We start from the raw sequence: 17,382 nt of genomic DNA on the forward strand, positions 1-17,382 counted from the left end.
TGAAAAAAGCGCCCCATCAGGGGCGCTGGCAGGACTCACTGACACAGAACCTGGGCAAGTTCTTCCATGGAGAGCTTCTGGCCGGGCACCGCCAAAGGAAAGGCGGCTTCGTCCAAAGCGGTGAGATGAGCTTCATGGGCCTTGGCCAGGGTGTCAAAGGCTGAGATGGGATCCTCCTGGGCCAGGCGGGCAAAGTCCGGATCCTCCAGGCATTTTTGGTTGAAACGGTCCAACACCGTGTTGAGTTCCTGATCGGGCAGGGCCATAGTGATGCCTCCTTTCAAGAAAAATTATAGCAGACCGCGCCGGAGGGCGCAAGGAATTGGGTGAAGAAATGAAACGGTTTTTGGCACTGATACTGTGTGCCCTGACCCTTTTGGGGGTGACGGGGTGCGACAGCTCCGATGCCGCCGCAGAAGGCGGAGATAAAAACATCAAGATCGCCATTTTGGATACCGAAGTGGTGTTTGAAGCGGATGACAGCTACATCAACGGCATTACCATGGCCATTGAGGATCTCAATGAGCTTTATGGAGATGAGGGCTACACCATCAGCTATGAGTTTTATGAGGATGGTTCGGTGTTTCAAACAGGGATGGAGGCGCTGAACCAGATCAGCGCCGATCCCTCCATTACGGCAGTGGTGGGTACTTCCTCTTTGAACATTCTGGATGTGGCCGCCGATGTGCTGGACAGCGCCGGAAAACTGCTTGTTACTTATTATAGCGCGCCGGACAGCCTGTTTGAAAATGGATACGCCTCCGTATTCCGCAACTGTTTCGGGGAGAGTGATCTGGGGACGGCCATTGCCTCGTATGCCGCTGAGCAGGAGGATATCCGCCGGGTGGCGATCTATCACAGCGACACCAGCTATGAACGGAACATGGTCCGGGGATTTCTCCGGGGCCTGGAGGGAACCGGCACCCAGGTAGTGGATGTGGCCATCACCACCCCGGTGGAGGATGAACTGGATGCCATGTTGGATAAGTGGCAGGTGCTGGGGGTGGACACCGTGTTTGTCAGCCAGTATCTGGGTGAGGATGCCTTTGGCATTCTTCGCCGGGTACGGCACAGAAATCCCCAGATCAATATACTGGGAGACTTTTCTTTCGACTACACCGACTTTCTGCTGGCCGCTGCCGATGTGAGTGATGATATCTATATCGCCACACCCATTCCTCTGGAGCCCAGTGAGAAGGTGGATGATTTTTACACCCGTTACCGGGAAAAGTACGGAGCTGAGCCTACTCAATGGGCGATTCAGCTTTATGACTCGGTGCGTATGATCGGAGATACTGCAGTCCGGATCGGCAGTACCGACCCCCAGGATATTGCCCAGGCTTTGCGCAAGGATGGCTACAAAGGCATTGGCGGCACCATCACTTTTGACGATCAGGGACGGCTGACAGGCCGGACTCCCCGGATTATGGTGTCCAAAGACGGTATGTTCAGTTATATAGAGGAGTGAGCGCCATGGATCATCAGCAAATTTTCATCCGTTCTCCCCGCCGAGAAGACAGTGCTCCGGCAGCAGGCCGTTTTTCCGTGGCGCCGCCAGCGGCTTTTCTGGCAGGACTTTGCCTGCTCATCGCCGCAGTGGGGGCAGTGGCCTGGTGCTTTTTGGGCACAGTCACCCGCAGCATCGGGGTCACCGGCATTGTTTTTCCTCACTATGGTATCAAGCAGGTGAACAGCCAGGTTTCCGGTATTGTGTCCTATCTTCAGGTGGAAGTGGGAGAAGAGGTAGAGGCTGGGGATCTGATCGCCATCATTCCCCAGCAGGAACTTCTGCAGCAAATGGAGCAGGCCCATCAGCAGGGCGACCAGGCCTGGCTGGACAGCTTGTATGAAGAATATCAGGCGGTTTCCATGATCTATACACCGGTGTCCGGCCGGGTGGTGGATCTGGTGCAGGAGGGAAGTGCTGTGGAAGCGGGTGACCTGATCGTAGGCGTCACCAATGCCGATTCCACCACCAATGAAACTGAGATCCGGGCTTATATTCCCTCCACAGTGGCTCAGTCCATTCAGAAGGGCATGGAAGTGCGGGTGTATCCCAATACCTCGGACACCGAAAGCTATGGCTATGTCCAGGGCATGGTGAGCAATATCTATGATTATCCCATCACCGAAACCGATATCAGTCAGACCCTGGGCCGGTTCTATACCAGCCAGATTATCCCTCAGAATGAAAACATTGTGGAAGTGCGCATCACTTTGGTAGGCGGTGTCGAAGGCAGCACAGGAGCCTGGGCCCGGGCCGAAGGCGGCAGCATCGCCATCGACACGGGGATGCTCTGTGAGATGGATGTGGTGGTGGAAGAGATGACCCCCTGGCAGTTCCTCAGATCCTGAGAAGGAAGGTGAAATGGTGAAAAACAGCCGGCTGATGGGGCAGGAGGAGCTGGTGCTCCAGACCTCCCCGGAGGAAAACGGAAAAGCGGCCCTGGCCATGATCCTGGCTTACTTCGGGAAAACAGTCACCATGGAGGAGTTGGGCGGTCCCATTCACAATGCGGCGGAACTGGTGTCCGCTGCTCAGGAGCAGGGCCTGGCAGTCCGGGGATTGCGCATGACGGTGGAGGAGATGGAAAAAGCGCCTCTGCCCCTCATTGCTCATTGGCGTTTCCGCGCTTTTGTGGTGGTGACCAAAGTGAAAGGGAACAGGGTGTGGATTTCCAGCCCGGAGGAGGGCTTTCTGATTCTGTCCCGGAAGGAATTTCAGCAGGGCTTCACCGGTGTGGCCCTGTGCTTTGCTCTGCCTGGGGAAAAAACGCTGGAGTCGTCCGACAGTGACAGCGATGGAGAAAAAGACAAAAAGCCCTCAGCTGTGCAGAAGCCTGCCCGGAAAAAGACAGAAAAAGAGAAAGGCGGCATCAGAGAAATGCTGCCCCCGGCTGCACTGGCGCTGCTGGGAATGATTCAAGTGTTTATCGCTGCAGGATATGGTCTGCTGGCCATTTTGTGCCGCCGGTTGGCCATGGGGCTGTCTGCGCCTCAGCAGGTTCACGGAGTGGGCTTGTGCCTGCTTATCGCCGGGCTGCTGCTGGCGTTGGGAGGTGTGGAGATATTCCAGACCTGGATTGTTCACCGGGGCCGTGAAAAAAAGAGACGAGAGAGCCGCCGGATTCTGGAGGAGAAGATGGAAGAAATCAATCCGGCCCGTTTGCGGCCGGTGCATCCTTTCCGGCTGCTTCAGGGGGTGCGGGCTTATAAAGGCATCCCCCAGGCACAGGCCCGGCAGCTCTTGGCCTGGACACGGTTGGTGGCTGGCGGCTTTTGTCTTTTGTGGATGGCTGTACAGGATGTGGGCGCTTTTGGAGCGGCTGCCGTGGTGATGGCGGTATACAGTGGTGTGTGCCTGGCCTGTGCACGCAGCGCCTATGGAGAAATGCAGCAAAGCCGTCTCCACGGATTTGCTGTTCAGGTATTGGCTCAGGAAGATCTGTCCCGTCTGGAGGAAGCCAAGCTGCGGGGGGAGAATATCTCCCTGAGCCACCGGTGGCTGAGCCGGGCAGCTGCTTCCCCTGCTCTTAAAATGAGCATGATCAAGGGAGAAGGTTGGTATTTCGGTGCCGCTTTGCTGCTGCTTTGCGTCTTTGGGGCCAGCCTGATGGGGATGCTTATGGGACATAGCGGCACAGCTGATCTGCTGGGATGCATGGCCATGGCGGCCGGAGCAGCCAGCGCCATGGGGGCGCTGCCGGAACTGCTGAGCGCCCGTCTGGAGGAAAAAGCCGCGGGTCAGGCCATTGGCCTGGCATTTCCCAGGGAGGTAGCCCAGGAAGGGGATGTCCAGAACCGTTATGCCCAGTCCCTCACCTTGCAGAATGTTTCGGTGCAGCCGGAAGGCTGGGATACACCAGTGCGGGGGATCACCTTTACGCTCCGCCGGGGAGAAGTTCTGGGGGTATTGTCCCAGGAACCGGTAGGCCAGGCTCTGGCCCAGGTGATGGCCGGACTTCGTTCCCCTGTGCAGGGAGAAGTTTATCTGGACAGCCGGGATATGGCTAAGGAAAACAGCCAGGATGTGTTTCAGAATGTGATGATGCTGGGGGGAAGCCTGCCCTTTTCCCAGGGAACGGTGCGGGAAAATATCGCCGCCCAAAAAGAGAATGTCTCCGACCAGGCCGTGGCAGAAGCGGCTTCCCAGGCCCTGCTTCACCAACGCATCCTTCAGCATAAAGAAGGATATGATACCCCGGTGCGGGACCTGTCCCGGGGAGAGCAGGTGCTGCTGGAGTTTGCACGGGCTTTTGTGCGAGGTACGCCCTTTCTGATTTGCCCCGGCCTGACATGCGGACTTTCCCGGGAGACCGAAAGGGAGCTGCTTTCCAGTCTGCGGCAGCAGGGAATCGGCATCGTGCTGCTGACACAGGACCGGGGGCTGCTGCGACAATGCGACATTGCCTGCCGCATTGAAAAGGGCCGGATGACCCTGCGGGAGCGGGGAGAATTTGTGGAGGAGGATGAGGATGCCTATGGAAATGAGCCCAAGGGATGAAAAACGGACGGCTGTGGAGAACTTTCCCGGCATCTGCCGTTTGCTTGATTATTTCCGCCTGCCGTCTCTCACCCTCTCTCAGGATGTGGAGAACCTGGAGCAGGCAGTGGAGCAGCTGAACCAGGAGGGAAAGCTGATGCTCACCCCCACCTTGCTGGAAGGAGATTGGTACCGCACTTCGGTGGGGCCTTTTCTGGTGGAGGATGAAGGAGGAATCAGCCGGGCTGTGATTTCCGATGGCTGGGGCCGGTATTATTTTAAAGACGAAGCCACCGGAAAACGGATCTATCTGGGGAAAAAGAACCCGGGGAATTTTCAAAGAGCGTATAGCGTCACTGTGGATTTTCCAAAGGAAACGCTGTCCTTTGCCAACCTGGTTTTCCGACTGACCCAGGGTCTTAGCCTGCGGGCCGGGGTATTTCTGGTGCTGTTGGGGTTTCTGGGCGGTGCTTTGTGGGCACTGTTTGCCTATCTGATTCGCCAGACTTTATCCAGCGTGATGCTTCTGGCCGATGGAGGCGATTTGGGAGCACTGTGGTTTTTGCTCACAGGGGTATTTCTCCTTCTGGCCCTGTCGGTATTCACTGCTCGCCGCATTATAGAACGGGCTGCGGACAAAGGAGCTATTCTGGCTCTGCCGGCCCTGCTGCGGCGGCTGTACGAAGGGGACGGCGGAGGAGAAGAAGCGGCGGAAAGTCTGGCCCATTTTCGGGACAACAGCCGTCGCCTGATAGGCTGGATCTTTTCCGGAGTCTGGGGTCTGTGTGTGCTGGTGTGTATTTTGCCTTTTTCCCAGGGAAAAACGCGGAGCTGGAGCCTTCTGACCATGGTGGTGCTGTTCCTGATGGCCGTTTTTGTGTTCTTCCTGGCCCGGGCCCGGAAAAAGGGAGAACAGGAAGAGCGGCAGCGGCAGCAATGGGTTCTTCACCGGGCCGATGACAGGCGTTTGGGTATTTGCCGTCCCTTCCCGGGGGAAAAGAAGTCTGTAAGAAAATGGAATCATATCGGTGGATCCTTTTGGGTTGCATTGCTGCTGGCTTTGCCGGTGGCGGCCTGGATGGTATCGGATGGCCGCTCTGCCGGCCGTCTGATGGAAAATATCCTGCTTTACCTTCCTTTTGCTGCTCTGCCTTTGCAGCAGGTTCTGACAGCGGTCAGGGCGGGGAAGGCAGCAGGCGAGCTGCGGTCTCTGCTGCCCCGGGCGAAAAAGAAACCGGGCGGTCAGGCGACACTCCCCTCTCTGGGCAGCGTGATGGAGTGGAAAGATGTGACCTTTTCCTATCCGGATTCGGCGCAGCCGGTGCTGCAGGGAGTTTCTCTGCGGCTGAACCCTGGGGATCGGGTGGGGATCTATGGCGGTACCGGTGCGGGAAAAACCACCTTCTGCCGTCTGGCTGCCGGATTGCAGCGGCCCACCGGAGGAAATATCTACTATGGCGGCGTAGAACTGGGACGATATAACGGCGCTGCGCTGCGCAGCCGGGTGGCCTGGGAAACGGGCCGGGACATTGTGCTGGGAAGCACTCTGCCCTCCCAAGCGGATGAACGCACCTTTGTGGTGCTGTCTCCCCGGATGGAGGATTTGCGGGGATGCCAGAGGATCTATCGGCTGGAAGAAGGCCGGCTCATCCCTGTGGATGAAAAACAAATCGGGTAAGGAGCGAGCATATTTTGGCAACGGCATGGATACGGGACGGCAAAAAACAATGGGAAGAGGAGAAAAACGAAATGTCCCTTCCCCGGAAGCTGAAAGACTTTCTCCAGTGGATGAAAGAAAAGCAGGGCTTCCGTCCTTTTCGGCTGGAAGACCGGGCCATGGTGGACCAGTACAGCAGGGAGAGCGTCTTTTTTGACCTGTCCTTCACCAACTTCTGGGCCTGGGAGGAGGTGTTCCACTACTGCTGGAAAATGGTGGGCGACACTCTGGCGGTAGTATACATCACTCTGGACCAGGTGCCCGCCGTTATCTTGATGCCCGGGCCTTCCCGCAGGCTGGAGGCGGCCGTCCATGTGCTGCGTGAGCTGTTCGGGCGATGGGGCCACTCCCTGATCTGCGAATACATCCCCGAGGAATGGCTGCCGCTCTATAAAGGGCTTGGTGTGCCCACAGAAGTATCCACCCACCGGGATTGGAGCGATTATGTGTACGATGTGGCGGACTTCACCCTTCTGGAAGGAGGGGCGAACAAGTCCCGCCGCCGGGAACTGAAACTGGTGGAAGGAATCGACGGTGTGCACTTTGAACCGCTGCGTCCGGAGCTTTTTCATCCGATGCTCCAGGTTTTTGACCGGTGGTGCCAGGACAGAGACTGCAAAGACTGCTTTTTTGGCTGCGAGCGCCAGGCCTTTGCACGGCTGGAAAACATTTGGGAAGAAGGCCGCTATTATGGTGGACTGGTGTACATAGAAGAGGAGCCCATGGCCTTTGCCCTGGGGGAAACTTTGGGGAACTGCGCTTGCTATTCCTTCCAGAAAAATGCCGTCAATCTGCGGGGGCTTACTTATTATATCAGCTATCGCTGTGCCCTTTTGCCCGGCCATCCGCCTCAGCTCAACTGGTGTGAGGACATGGGCCTTGCAGGCCTGCGGGAAAACAAACTTCATTACCGTCCCAGCAGGCTGGTGGATAAATACACCGTGACCATAAGGCCCTGAGAAGGCCGCCGAAGGAGTGAAAATATGAAAGCATTGTGGAAAAAACATCGACTGCTTTTTCTGGGACTGCTGGCCCTTGTGTGCCTGTTGGTGCTGGTGGCCGGGTGGAGCGCTTTCCGGACCGATCCCCGGACAGATTCGGTTTATATCAGCGACCCCACAGCGGTGCTATTCAGTACGGATGGGCAAAAGTATGTGATTGCCGAGGGCAGTACCAGCATTCTGGTGCTCAATGAGGAGGATCAGTATCTGCGCACCCTTTCCGGAGGCCAGCAGAGCCAGGGCTTTTATTACGCCCAGAGTCTGGCCGCCGATGAAGAGGGAAATCTGTATATCAGCGACAAAATGCTGGGAGAAAACGGAAAGGACATCCAGAGCGAGCGTATTGCCGTTTACGACCAAAAGGGCAATTTTGTGGACTATCTGTATGAACTGCCCCGGGAGAGCACCGAAGGAGATAACCGGGTGCGCATTCAGGATCTGCGGTGGCGGGATGGCAAGCTGTGGTTTGTTCAGATAGAGCAAGATGGCCTGCGGCTGTGCAAACTGGACCGGGACACCGGGGAACAGGAGGAAGCAGGGTTTTATCCTTGTGAAGACGCATGGCGAAAGGTGATGTATGCCGCCGTTTCCCCGGAAGGAATGGTGTACTTTACCGACAAATACGGCGCCTTGTATCAGGCTTCCCAAGGGGGAGACCATGTTCTTTTGCATGATCCTGCCGCTCAGGGGGAAGAAAGCAGCATTGCAGCCAACCTGGTGTGCGCCTCGGATGGGAGCATTTATTTTAACGATCTGGGAAAACGGGAGATCCGCCGTATTACTCCGGAAGGACAGGTGGAGACCGCCGTGGGCCAGGGAGAGCCGATGGCGGAAAAGCCGGAGGCCTTCAATGAGCTTCCCATCTATTCCTTTGTCACCCTGACGCCGGAAGAAAATCTGGCTTCCATTTATTGTGAATATTATTTTGATGAGACCATCGATGACTATACCTATGACTACTGCATCTATGTGAAGGATGCAGAGGGACAGGTTCTGCTCAACACAGCAGAGGTGTCCAAAGCTCTGTCGGTGCAGCTGTGGGGGTATGCCGCCTGTGCAGCCATTGTTCTGCTGGCAGTATTGTTCATCTTCAGTTTTGTCCATATTCTCCAGGCCGGATGGCTCAGGAAGATCACGCCCAGAAACCGGATGCATCTGGCGGTTATTGTGGCAGCAGTGTTGGGGGCCGCTGTCACGGCCACAGTGGTGGTAGGGGATCTGAACGACCGCTACATCCAGGAGCGGATCAGCAAGATGACCAATATGGCGGTGCTCATGGCCCGGGATCTGGACGCCGAAGACATTGCCAGTCTGGATTCGCCCCAGGCCTATGACTCTCCGGCGTACCAGCGCATTGACGAGTCGGTACAGGAGATCATGGACAGCGATATCAACGAGGATGGAGCTTACTGCACCCTCTATCGGGAAAAGGATGGAGTGGTCTGCATCGTCTATTCCGACGAAGGCCTGAACAATGTGCTCTATCCCATGAGCGGCGTGTTTGAAGGCTCTTATGAAGCGGAGATTTATGAGACCGGCCAGCTGAAGCAGTTTTCTGCTTTTTCCAGCGCCGACGGGCATTACGCCTTTACCCTGGCTCCCATCACCGGCGAAACTGGTGAAGTGGTGGGACTCATTGAGGTGGGCACCGATTTGTATGCCTTTACGGCCAGCAACCAGGCCCTGATCCGGGAGACGCTGCTCACCGTTCTCATGGTGGTGGTCACCTGTGTGTTGCTCTTTTCCGAAAGCACGGTGTTTTTCGCGGCTCTGCGGCGCAATCGCCAGGAAAAGCGGCAGCATCTGCTGCGGGATGTGGGCATTGTGCGGCCCATCGCCTTTCTGATCTTCTTTGCAGGGAATATGTCCACCGCCTTTTTGCCGGTGTATGGCATGGGGCTGTGGGACAGCTCCATGGGCATCCAAAAGGTGGTAGCTTCGGCCATTCCCCTGTCGGCCGAGGTGCTGCTTACGGCGATTTTTTCCTTCCTGGGCGGATTTTTGGTGGACAAAATGGGCACAAAGCCCTTGATCGCGGTGGGCAGTGTGCTCTTTATGGGCGGTCTGGGGCTGTGCGGCGCCGCTCCGGATCTGCGTTTCCTCATCGCAGCCAGCGTGGTGCTGGGCATCGGTGAGGGGCTGGTGCTGGTGGCTCTCAACACCTTCATCAGCAATTATGGGGAAGAAGAGCAGCGGAACCGGGGCTTTTCCGGTTACAACGCCGCTTATCTCTCCGGGGTCAACTGCGGCACCGTGGTAGGCTCCCTGGCGGCTGAACAGTTCGGCTACCGCAATGTGTTCTATATCGCTGTGGCCGTCACGGCGATGGCTCTGCTGCTGGGGATTTTCTGTCTGCACAAACAAAGTGCCGGAGGAGAGACGGAAAAAGAACAAAAAGGAATGTCCACTCTGGCCTTCCTCTTCAAACCTCGGGTGTTTTTCTTCTTCCTGTTTATGCTCACACCCTATCTGATCTGCGCTTCCTTTCTCAGCTATTTCTTCCCCATTTTCGGCGATGAAAACGGACTCAGTGCCTCCTTTGTGGCCCAGGCCTTCCTGATCTCCGGTGTGGTGGCCATCTATCTGGGCCCCACTCTGACCAAGGTAGTCACCGAAAAGCTGGGAGCCCGGGGCGGTCTGATTCTGGCCACCGGGATTTATGTGGCCGCCTTCCTGCTCTTTGCCCTGTATCCCACGGTGGAGTTCTGCTTTGTCATCATCCTCCTTCTGGCAGTGGCCGACAGCTTCGGTCTTTCCATGCAGGCGGTGTATTTCAGCGCCCTGCCGGAGGTGCGGGTGTATGGTTCAGGCAAAGCCATGGGCATCAACAGTGCTGTGGAAAGCATCGCCCAGACGGTGGGCCCCATGATCTTTGCCGCCGTATTGCTGCTGGGAGTGGAAAAAGGCGTGCTGACTCTGGGACTGGGCGTAGGCGTACTGCTTCTGCTCTTTATATTCTCCACTCTGCGGGACTGGAAAAAGGAGAAGCGTCACAATGGATGATCTTCACTTCCGCCTGGCCCGGGCCGGGGAAGGGCCCCGTCTGCGGCCTTTGTGGCAGGAATGTTTTGGGGATACCCAGGATTTCTGGGAGGTCTACGAAACTTTTGCCTTTTCACCGGGGCAAGTGGAATTGGGATTTTGGGAAGAAATACTGTGCTCTATGATGACCCTGCTCCCCGGTACACTGTGGACGAAGACGGGAACAGCAAAAAAAGCCGCCTGTATTTACGGCCTGGCCACTCTGCCCCGTTATCAGGGGCAGGGGGCGGCCACCGCTTTGCTGAAGCGGGCGGTGAAACGGCTGAAAGACGGGGAACTGGACTGCGTGGCCGTGGTGCCGGACACACCGGAGCTGTATCCTTTTTATGCCAAGGCCCTGGGAGCGGAGACCGCTTTCTATATCCGCTTTGCCCGGAAAGAACGGCAGGATTTGCCCAGCGTTTCCACATTCCCCCGGCCTATTGGGGCAGAGGGATATGCTGACCTGCGGCAGCGGGCCTTGGCAGGCCGGAATTTTATGGACTGGAGAGGCCGGCTTCTGGAGTTTCAGCGCCGGATCTCCCAAGGTGAGGATGGGGGGATGTTTTCCTTTCCCCAAGCCCCTCAGTGCTGTGCTGCGGCGGAGATCGATGAAGCCGGACATTTGCAGGTACGGGAACTGCTGGGGCCGGAAGAGGATTTGGAAGGCTGTCTCGCCGGCCTGATGGATGCACTGGGGTGCAAAAGGGCCCAGGTGCGTCTGCCGCCCTGGAGCAAGGCTCTGGGCGGAGAGAAAGAACCCTTTGCCATGGCAGCCGGCCTGCCGGTACCTGCAGGAGAAGAATGGTATCTGGGATTTGATTTTGCATAACGAAAAAGGCCCTGGGCAAACGCCCGGGGCCTTTTTATATGGAAATCTCTTTCAGAGGAAGTCCCGCCGGTACAGACTGCGGCGGTGATGAGTGGTAAATCCCTGACTTTCATAAAGCCGGATGGCTTTTTCGTTCCAGTCCAGCACTTCCAGGGTAGGAGTCCGACCTTTCGTCAGCAGGCGGTTTACGGCAAAAGCCAGAATGCCTTTTCCCAGTCCTTGTCCCTGAAAGGAGGGAGACACCGCCAGATTGTCCACCAGACCGCTTTCATCCAGGGAGACCGCTCCCATAAGCTGCCGGTTTTGCAGGAAGAGGAAGATATCCCGGCGGTGCTGGGCACAGAAAAGGCGATCTTCCACCGAAGGGAGCATCCGATGGGGCGGCACATTCATGGCCCGGCGCAGGGGGAGAAAGGCCTGGGCGATCAGCTCCTGATAGGCCCGGTACCAGGGGTCCTCATAGGCAATGGGGGAGAGGGAGGAGGGCAAAGGCTCTCCTTCATAAATCATATGCCGGGTGGTGAACCAGGGAACAAGTCCTCCTTGTTCTGCAAAGGGATGGGAGCCATAGGGCAGGTCGGTGGTGACCAGGTGCAGCCCTGCGCTTCTGGCCTGGTCCAGAGCGGCGGCGATGAGAGGGGCAAAATGGGCTCCTTCTTCTCCAAGGAGGAAAAGGGCTGTCCGCTTCTGAAAAGGAGCAAAAGGAAAGAGGGCTGCGGCCTTGGGAGCGCTCCCCTCCCAGGAAACGACGCCCCGGCAGTGCCCCCAAGGGGGCTGCCGGAACAGACAGGGCAGGGAAGAGAGGGCCTCTGCCTGCTCTATGGAATAGGGAATCAACATGGTTTAAAACAGCTCGGTCACCACTTTGATCATCAGCAGCACGATGACCAAAGCAATGATGGGGCGGATGAACTTGGCGCCGTTTTTGATGGCCAGATGGGCGCCCAGCCAGTTTCCGGCGATGGTGCAGCAGGCAGCGGGCACGGCCAGCCAGAAAAGCACCTTTCCTCCCAGAAGATAGGCCACCGCCGAAGCGATGTTGGACGCCAGGTTGGTCAGCTTGGCGTTGCCGGAAGCTGTGACGATGGGCAGACGCAGCACCATGCAGAACAGGATGATGAGGAAGGTGCCAGTGCCGGGGCCGAAGAAACCGTCATAGGCCCCCAGAAACAGGCCGATGACAAAGGCCTTGGGATAGAGCAGCTTTACCTTTTCGTGTTCGTCCTCGTTTTCCCCGAACTTCCGGTTGATGAGGATAAAGACACCGGCCACCGGCAGGATTACCATCAGGCACATACGCAGCACCCGGTCTTCCAGCACCATGGCCAGCTGAGAGCCCATCCAGGCGCCGATCAGGGCGCCAACGGCGCTGTATAAGGCGGTTTTCAGATGCACATTGCCGCTTTTGAAATATTTGAAGGAGGAGACACAGGTACCCAATGCGGCGGAAAACTTATTGCAGCCATAGGCATTGATCATAGGCAGGCCGGCAAAAACATAGGCGGGAATGGAGATTAGTCCGCCTCCTCCGGCCACCGAATCCACAAATCCGGATAAAAACACCAATGGGCAGACGATGAGCAGTGCGTGCAGACTGAAATCCATAACCAAAATCCTCTCTTTTTCAAATGAAAGCAAACCTCATTTATCATAAATCAAAAATAGCTTCCTGGCAAGGTATAGGCGAAAAAAGTCTTTGGGAAGTCTGGATTTCTAAGGCATTTCAAACTGTTCTAAAACTGATTTGATTGGAGAGAGACGCTTGCCCAGTCCTTCATCAATCCGCAAAAAGCCGCGACTTGTGCGTGGCTTTTTGCACTTCTCAAAGGGCAAGTGCGGGCCGAAGGCGTGCATGTATCCCCTTGCAAAAACTCGGAAAAGCGGCAAAGGCCGCTTTTCCGGCATGGAAAAAAGTCCTTGGGAAGGGTGGCTTCCCAAGGACTTTTGCAGATCAGATCTGAATGGCTTCCACCTGGCGGTGGTTTTTGTCTCCTTTGGCAAAATACAGCTGAAACATCCCTTTTTCCATTCCCAGGCTGTTGGCCGCGGCGATGGCCTCCTGCTGGTTCATTTCGGGCAGCATCACCGAGATGCCGCAGCTTTGGGATACTTCCCGCAGAGTGGGGATGACGGTGATGGAATAATGGGGCCGGAGGATCTTCTGGGCCTCCATGGCCGAGTGGGTGTTTTCAAAGGAGATCACATAAAATTCTGTCCGCTCCATCAGACGCGCATCATTTTGCCGCAGGCTGTGACGGCTTCCAGAATTTCATACATATTGCTCACAGTGCCGCACTGGAGTTTGTCGGTGATGCCGAAGAAATTCAGGCAGGTGCCGCAGACCATCACCCGGGTGCCTTTTTCCATCAGTGTTTTCAGGCTGTCCACGATCTGCTGGTTTTCACAGGGCAGCATGACGCCTTCGTTCATAAAGGCAATGACAGAGGGCGGGGTGTCCATCTGGGTCAGGGTGTAGAAATACATATTGATCAGGTTGTGGCCCAGCTCGTTGTCGGCAGAACCGATACGGTTTTCGGTGCAGAAAATGGACCAGGAACGGTCTTCATAGGCCTCGGCCTTCTGCACATCGGCATTGGGGTCTTTTTTCAGGGTGACGGTGTAAACACCGTTTTCCTCCTGGCTCTCATGGGTATAGCCCACGCTTGCGGCAAAACGGCTCAGGTTCTGCACGGCGGTGGGGTTGTCCACCAGGGTCTGGATCTCTTCTTCACCGTTCTGCACGGCGGCCTTGGTCATGAGGACAGGCTTGGGGCAGGCTTCGCCCCGGGCATCGACTTTATACATTGGGGAACCCTCCAGTTTCAAAAAATCCGGACAAGGGCAAAGGCCCTGTCTCCTGATTTCATTATAACAGCCGGTTTTTTTCCCGTCAATCAAAGGGAGGGTTCTATCGAAAAGGGCGATAAAAAGGGGAACTTTTATTGAAAATATCCCTTTTCAGCTGCCGTAATCCTCCAGCAGCATCTGAAGCTCTTCCTGATTGCGAAGGCCGATGCCTTCTTTCAGCATTTCCCGGTCCTTCAGGGGCAGAACGGCTGTATCAAAATCGGTGACATACTGAGGCGTCAGGGATTCCATGGAGGAATAGACGGCGATTTTTCCCTGGTAATCCCGCACCACATATTGATAAAGGACCTTTTCCGCCGGCTGTACCTCCACCTGCTGGTTTTGATGGGAGACGGTCTGGAGGGGGGAAGCCTCTTCGGGACGGGAAGAAACGAGGGCGGCCATCCCCATGGCCAGGGAGACGGAAATCAGGCCCCCCAGAATAAAAAAACGGCTTTTGGCAGCGGTCATTGCGATTCCACCTTTCCGGTTTATCTGCTGCTTATTTTTTCCATGTATGGAGGGCTTTATACAAAAGTTTTGGATTTTTTCCCGAATCTATGTTATAATGTAAACCGATTATTGTATCTGGGCAGGGAACAAATGCCCCGCCCCATTCGTCTCAATCAGCAAGATACCCGGGAAGGCCTCAGGGCCATTCTCCCACACCCCGGCGAAAGGAGAACGGATCTTTGGATAAGCAACTCACTCCCAATGAAGGCGCGCCCCAGGAAAACCAGCGGAAAAAGCGGAAAAAACGGAAAAAGCGCCGTGTATTCGGTATGCGTCCCATTCCCTTTGTGCTGCTGTCCACGGTGCTCGTCGCCATCACCACCGTGGCCATCTGCGGCATGGCCTTCGCCCTGTATGTGAACAAGTATATCAATCCCACCATCGATATCAATCTGGATGACTTCCGGCTGAACTTTACCAGCTTTGTCACCTACATCGACAGCGAGGGCAACGAGCAGGTGCTGGAGGAACTCCATGGCAGCGAAAACCGGATCTGGGCCGATATGGATGAGATATCGCCCCAGCTTCAGCAGGCTTTTGTGGCCATCGAGGACAACCGCTTTTATGAGCATGGCGGCGTGGATTGGAAACGCTCCATCGGCGCGGCCCTCAACTATGTTGTGCCCTTCCGGGACAACTTCGGCGGCGGTTCCACCATCACCCAGCAGCTGATCAAAAACATCACCGGCGACGATGAGACTTCGGTGAAGCGGAAGATCACAGAAATCATGCGGGCCCTGGAGCTGGAGGATAAATACGAAAAGGACGACATCCTGGAGTTTTATCTCAACACCATCTATCTGGGGCAGAATGCCTATGGCGTCAAGGCAGCGGCCCAGACCTATTTTGGCAAAGAGCCTTCCCAGCTGACCCTGGTGGAATGCGCGGCCATTGCAGGCATTACCAAAAACCCCTATAAATATGACCCGGTGCGTTTCCCCGAGTTCAACAAGGAGCGGCGGGACCTGGTGCTGGAGCAGATGTACAAATACGGCTATATCTCTGAAGAAGAGAAGAATGAGGCTATGGCCCAGGAACTGGTGCTCTATGAGCCCACCGAAGAAGAAGAGGACGAGCAGGTCTGGTCCTATTTTGTGGATGAGGTCTTTACCAGCGTGGTGGAGGACCTGATGGAGGAAAAGGGCTACAGCCAGGCGGTGGCCCGCCAGATGGTCTATACCGGCGGCCTGCGCATCGTCAGCACCATCGATCCCAATGTTCAGGCCAAGATGGACGCTGTGTTTCAGGATGAGGACAACCTGCCCGGCGTGCTGGGCAAGGACGGCACCATGCCCCAGTGCGCCATGGTCATTATGGACCAGCATACCGGTGAAGTGAAGGCCCTTTATGGCGGACGAGGTGAGAAGGAGGGCAACCTGGTGCTCAACCGAGCCACCAGAACCAACCGTTCTCCCGGTTCTTCCATCAAGCCGGTGAGCGTCTATGCTCCGGCTTTGGAGATGGGGCTGATCACCCCTGCGTCTGTGCTGGACGATGTGCCCCAGGATTTCTCCATCAAGAGTTCTGGCTGGCCCAAAAACTCCACCAATGGGGGCGTGTGGCAAGGCCGTATGACAGTGAAAAAGGCGGTAGCGGTTTCCAACAATACCATCCCTGTGGATTTGGTCCAACAGATGGGTGTGGATGCTTCCTTTAACTTTGCCACAGAAAAGCTGGGTCTGCCCTTGGAAGGGGGACGTACCGTCACCGACAAAAAGGGCAACACCAGCACGGTGTCCGACAAGGGCCTGGCGCCTTTGGCTCTGGGCGGTCTGACCGACGGCGTTTCTGTGCTGGATATGACTGCGGCCTATGCCGCTTTTGGCAACTACGGTTATTACAACGAGCCCAAGGTCTATACCAAGGTTTATGATTCCCAGGGCAATGTGATTTTGGACAACACCGGCGAGACGGTGGAGGCCATGAGCCAGAAAACCGCCGACTATATGCTGGATCTGCTGGTGAATGTGGTCACCGGCCCCCAGGGCACCGGCGCACGGGCCAAGATCCAGGGCATCGAGACCGGCGGTAAGACCGGTACCACCGACGATGATTACGACCGTTGGTTTGTGGGCATGACCCCTTATTATACCGCTGCTGTGTGGTTTGGCTATGATGCGCCCCAGGTGGTCAAGGGCGTGAGCACCAACCCGGCTCTGGCCATTTGGAAAGATGTGATGGAAGATGTGCATGCCGATCTGCCCAATGCCGAATTTGAACGGAAGACGGTTATGAAGACGGTGTATGTCTGCGCCGACAGCGGTCTCAAGCCCACGGAGTATTGCAGCAGCGATATCCGGGGCAGCCGGGTGATCTCGGCCCGTGTGGCGGCAGAGGATGTGCCCACGGCCAGCTGCGATATGCATGTGGCCGCTCAGATCGACACCCAGACCGGACAGCTGGCCAATGAGTTCTGTCCGGTGGGAGATGTGGCCACAGTGGGCATGCTGCGCATCGACCGCAGTTTCCCCATTTCCGGCGTGCGGGTCTCGGATGGAGGCTATGTGCTGCCCGGCAGCGATTCCAGCGGCTATCCTGCCGCCAGCGGTGAGGAATCGCCCAATCACACCTGCATAGTGCACAATGCGGAAAATGACGGGAATGCTCCGGTGGAGCCCGATCCCAATGACCCCAATAACCCCACCGATCCAAACGATCCCAACAACCCCACCGATCCCGATGATCCCAATAATCCCACCGACCCGGATGATCCCGACAATCCCACCGATCCCGACGATCCGGAGGGGGGAGGGGAGACCACCGATCCGGAGGTGCCTCCCGATCCCGACGATAACCAGGATCCGGGAACCACGGTGACGCCATCCTCTCCGTAGGAAAAACAATAAAAAAGAGACCCCGCTTGAACTGCACCCCATTTGTTAGACAGTATGATATACTGGATAACAAGTGGGGTGCTTCATTATGCCAAAAGGAATACCAAACAAACGATACACGCCAGAATTTAAGA

General features: G+C 56.3%; 14 protein-coding genes. 8 read left to right on the forward strand and 6 right to left on the reverse strand.

Going from position 1 to position 17,382, the window contains the following annotated elements; all coding sequences use genetic code 11:
- Positions 1-35: 35 nt before the first annotated feature.
- On the reverse strand, positions 36-266 hold the full coding sequence (locus H6A25_RS01990) for a hypothetical protein (protein WP_204750337.1): 231 nt from the start codon (positions 264-266) through the stop codon (positions 36-38).
- A 68-nt stretch (positions 267-334) separates the two neighbouring features.
- Here H6A25_RS01990 and H6A25_RS01995 point away from each other — a divergent pair, with 68 nt between their 5' ends.
- Genes H6A25_RS01995 through H6A25_RS02025 form a run of 7 tightly spaced genes read left to right on the forward strand, consistent with a single transcriptional unit; the run spans position 335 to position 11,054 of the window.
- Positions 335-1,468: an ABC transporter substrate-binding protein gene (locus H6A25_RS01995; RefSeq protein ID WP_204750338.1), complete on the forward strand. Its 1,134-nt coding sequence runs from the start codon at positions 335-337 to the stop codon at positions 1,466-1,468.
- 5 nt (positions 1,469-1,473) lie between these two features.
- A complete protein-coding gene (locus tag H6A25_RS02000; RefSeq protein WP_204750339.1) occupies positions 1,474-2,355 on the forward strand; it encodes a biotin/lipoyl-binding protein in 882 nt (293 codons plus the stop codon).
- A 13-nt stretch (positions 2,356-2,368) separates the two neighbouring features.
- Positions 2,369-4,504, forward strand: a complete 2,136-nt coding sequence (locus tag H6A25_RS02005) for a cysteine peptidase family C39 domain-containing protein (protein WP_204750340.1) — start codon at positions 2,369-2,371, stop codon at positions 4,502-4,504.
- Entirely contained in the window at positions 4,488-6,161 is a 1,674-nt protein-coding gene (locus H6A25_RS02010; RefSeq protein WP_204750341.1) for an ATP-binding cassette domain-containing protein, read from the forward strand. Before H6A25_RS02005 ends, H6A25_RS02010 begins: the two co-directional genes overlap by 17 nt.
- A gap of 14 nt (positions 6,162-6,175) precedes the next feature.
- Positions 6,176-7,159, forward strand: a complete 984-nt coding sequence (locus H6A25_RS02015; protein WP_204750342.1) for a phosphatidylglycerol lysyltransferase domain-containing protein — start codon at positions 6,176-6,178, stop codon at positions 7,157-7,159.
- A 24-nt stretch (positions 7,160-7,183) separates the two neighbouring features.
- Positions 7,184-10,204, forward strand: coding sequence for an MFS transporter (locus tag H6A25_RS02020; protein WP_204750343.1), 3,021 nt, complete (start codon positions 7,184-7,186; stop codon positions 10,202-10,204).
- Entirely contained in the window at positions 10,197-11,054 is an 858-nt protein-coding gene (locus tag H6A25_RS02025) for a GNAT family N-acetyltransferase (RefSeq protein WP_204750344.1), read from the forward strand. Before H6A25_RS02020 ends, H6A25_RS02025 begins: the two co-directional genes overlap by 8 nt.
- 51 nt (positions 11,055-11,105) lie before the next feature.
- Here the strand turns inward: H6A25_RS02025 and H6A25_RS02030 are convergent, their stop codons facing one another.
- From H6A25_RS02030 to H6A25_RS02050, 5 genes are all read right to left on the reverse strand, one after another.
- Entirely contained in the window at positions 11,106-11,894 is a 789-nt protein-coding gene (locus H6A25_RS02030) for a GNAT family N-acetyltransferase (RefSeq protein WP_204750345.1), read from the reverse strand.
- Between the two features lie 3 nt (positions 11,895-11,897).
- The gene (locus H6A25_RS02035) at positions 11,898-12,659 is read right to left on the reverse strand and encodes a sulfite exporter TauE/SafE family protein (RefSeq protein WP_204750346.1); all 762 of its coding nucleotides are present in this window, start codon (positions 12,657-12,659) and stop codon (positions 11,898-11,900) included.
- A 346-nt stretch (positions 12,660-13,005) separates the two neighbouring features.
- Positions 13,006-13,278, reverse strand: coding sequence for a DUF3343 domain-containing protein (locus H6A25_RS02040; RefSeq protein ID WP_204750347.1), 273 nt, complete (start codon positions 13,276-13,278; stop codon positions 13,006-13,008).
- Positions 13,278-13,859, reverse strand: coding sequence for a sulfurtransferase-like selenium metabolism protein YedF (gene yedF, locus H6A25_RS02045; protein ID WP_204750348.1), 582 nt, complete (start codon positions 13,857-13,859; stop codon positions 13,278-13,280). The genes H6A25_RS02040 and yedF overlap by 1 nt, the downstream gene beginning before the upstream one ends.
- Positions 13,860-14,012: 153 nt before the next feature.
- Positions 14,013-14,372, reverse strand: coding sequence for a hypothetical protein (locus H6A25_RS02050; RefSeq protein ID WP_204750349.1), 360 nt, complete (start codon positions 14,370-14,372; stop codon positions 14,013-14,015).
- 221 nt (positions 14,373-14,593) lie between these two features.
- Between H6A25_RS02050 and H6A25_RS02055 the strand changes: the two genes are divergently transcribed.
- The gene (locus H6A25_RS02055; protein ID WP_204750350.1) at positions 14,594-17,248 is read left to right on the forward strand and encodes a transglycosylase domain-containing protein; all 2,655 of its coding nucleotides are present in this window, start codon (positions 14,594-14,596) and stop codon (positions 17,246-17,248) included.
- Positions 17,249-17,382 lie beyond the last annotated feature (134 nt).

Source organism: Intestinimonas butyriciproducens (genome assembly GCF_016901775.1).
In the GTDB taxonomy this organism is placed as follows: Bacteria; Bacillota; Clostridia; order Oscillospirales; family Butyricicoccaceae; genus Pseudobutyricicoccus.

What these genes read in the sequence shown, in the direction of transcription:
- H6A25_RS02025 (WP_204750344.1), top strand. Translation starts at nt 10,197, where the DNA reads ATGGATGATCTTCACTTCCGCCTGGCCCGGGCCGGGGAAGGGCCCCGT.
- H6A25_RS02010 (WP_204750341.1), top strand. Translation starts at nt 4,488, where the DNA reads ATGAGCCCAAGGGATGAAAAACGGACGGCTGTGGAGAACTTTCCCGGC.
- yedF (WP_204750348.1), bottom strand. Translation starts at nt 13,859, where the DNA reads ATGTATAAAGTCGATGCCCGGGGCGAAGCCTGCCCCAAGCCTGTCCTC.
- H6A25_RS02040 (WP_204750347.1), bottom strand. Translation starts at nt 13,278, where the DNA reads ATGGAGCGGACAGAATTTTATGTGATCTCCTTTGAAAACACCCACTCG.
- H6A25_RS02000 (WP_204750339.1), top strand. Translation starts at nt 1,474, where the DNA reads ATGGATCATCAGCAAATTTTCATCCGTTCTCCCCGCCGAGAAGACAGT.
- H6A25_RS01990 (WP_204750337.1), bottom strand. Translation starts at nt 266, where the DNA reads ATGGCCCTGCCCGATCAGGAACTCAACACGGTGTTGGACCGTTTCAAC.
- H6A25_RS02030 (WP_204750345.1), bottom strand. Translation starts at nt 11,894, where the DNA reads ATGTTGATTCCCTATTCCATAGAGCAGGCAGAGGCCCTCTCTTCCCTG.
- H6A25_RS01995 (WP_204750338.1), top strand. Translation starts at nt 335, where the DNA reads ATGAAACGGTTTTTGGCACTGATACTGTGTGCCCTGACCCTTTTGGGG.
- H6A25_RS02005 (WP_204750340.1), top strand. Translation starts at nt 2,369, where the DNA reads ATGGTGAAAAACAGCCGGCTGATGGGGCAGGAGGAGCTGGTGCTCCAG.
- H6A25_RS02035 (WP_204750346.1), bottom strand. Translation starts at nt 12,659, where the DNA reads ATGGATTTCAGTCTGCACGCACTGCTCATCGTCTGCCCATTGGTGTTT.
- H6A25_RS02050 (WP_204750349.1), bottom strand. Translation starts at nt 14,372, where the DNA reads ATGACCGCTGCCAAAAGCCGTTTTTTTATTCTGGGGGGCCTGATTTCC.
- H6A25_RS02020 (WP_204750343.1), top strand. Translation starts at nt 7,184, where the DNA reads ATGAAAGCATTGTGGAAAAAACATCGACTGCTTTTTCTGGGACTGCTG.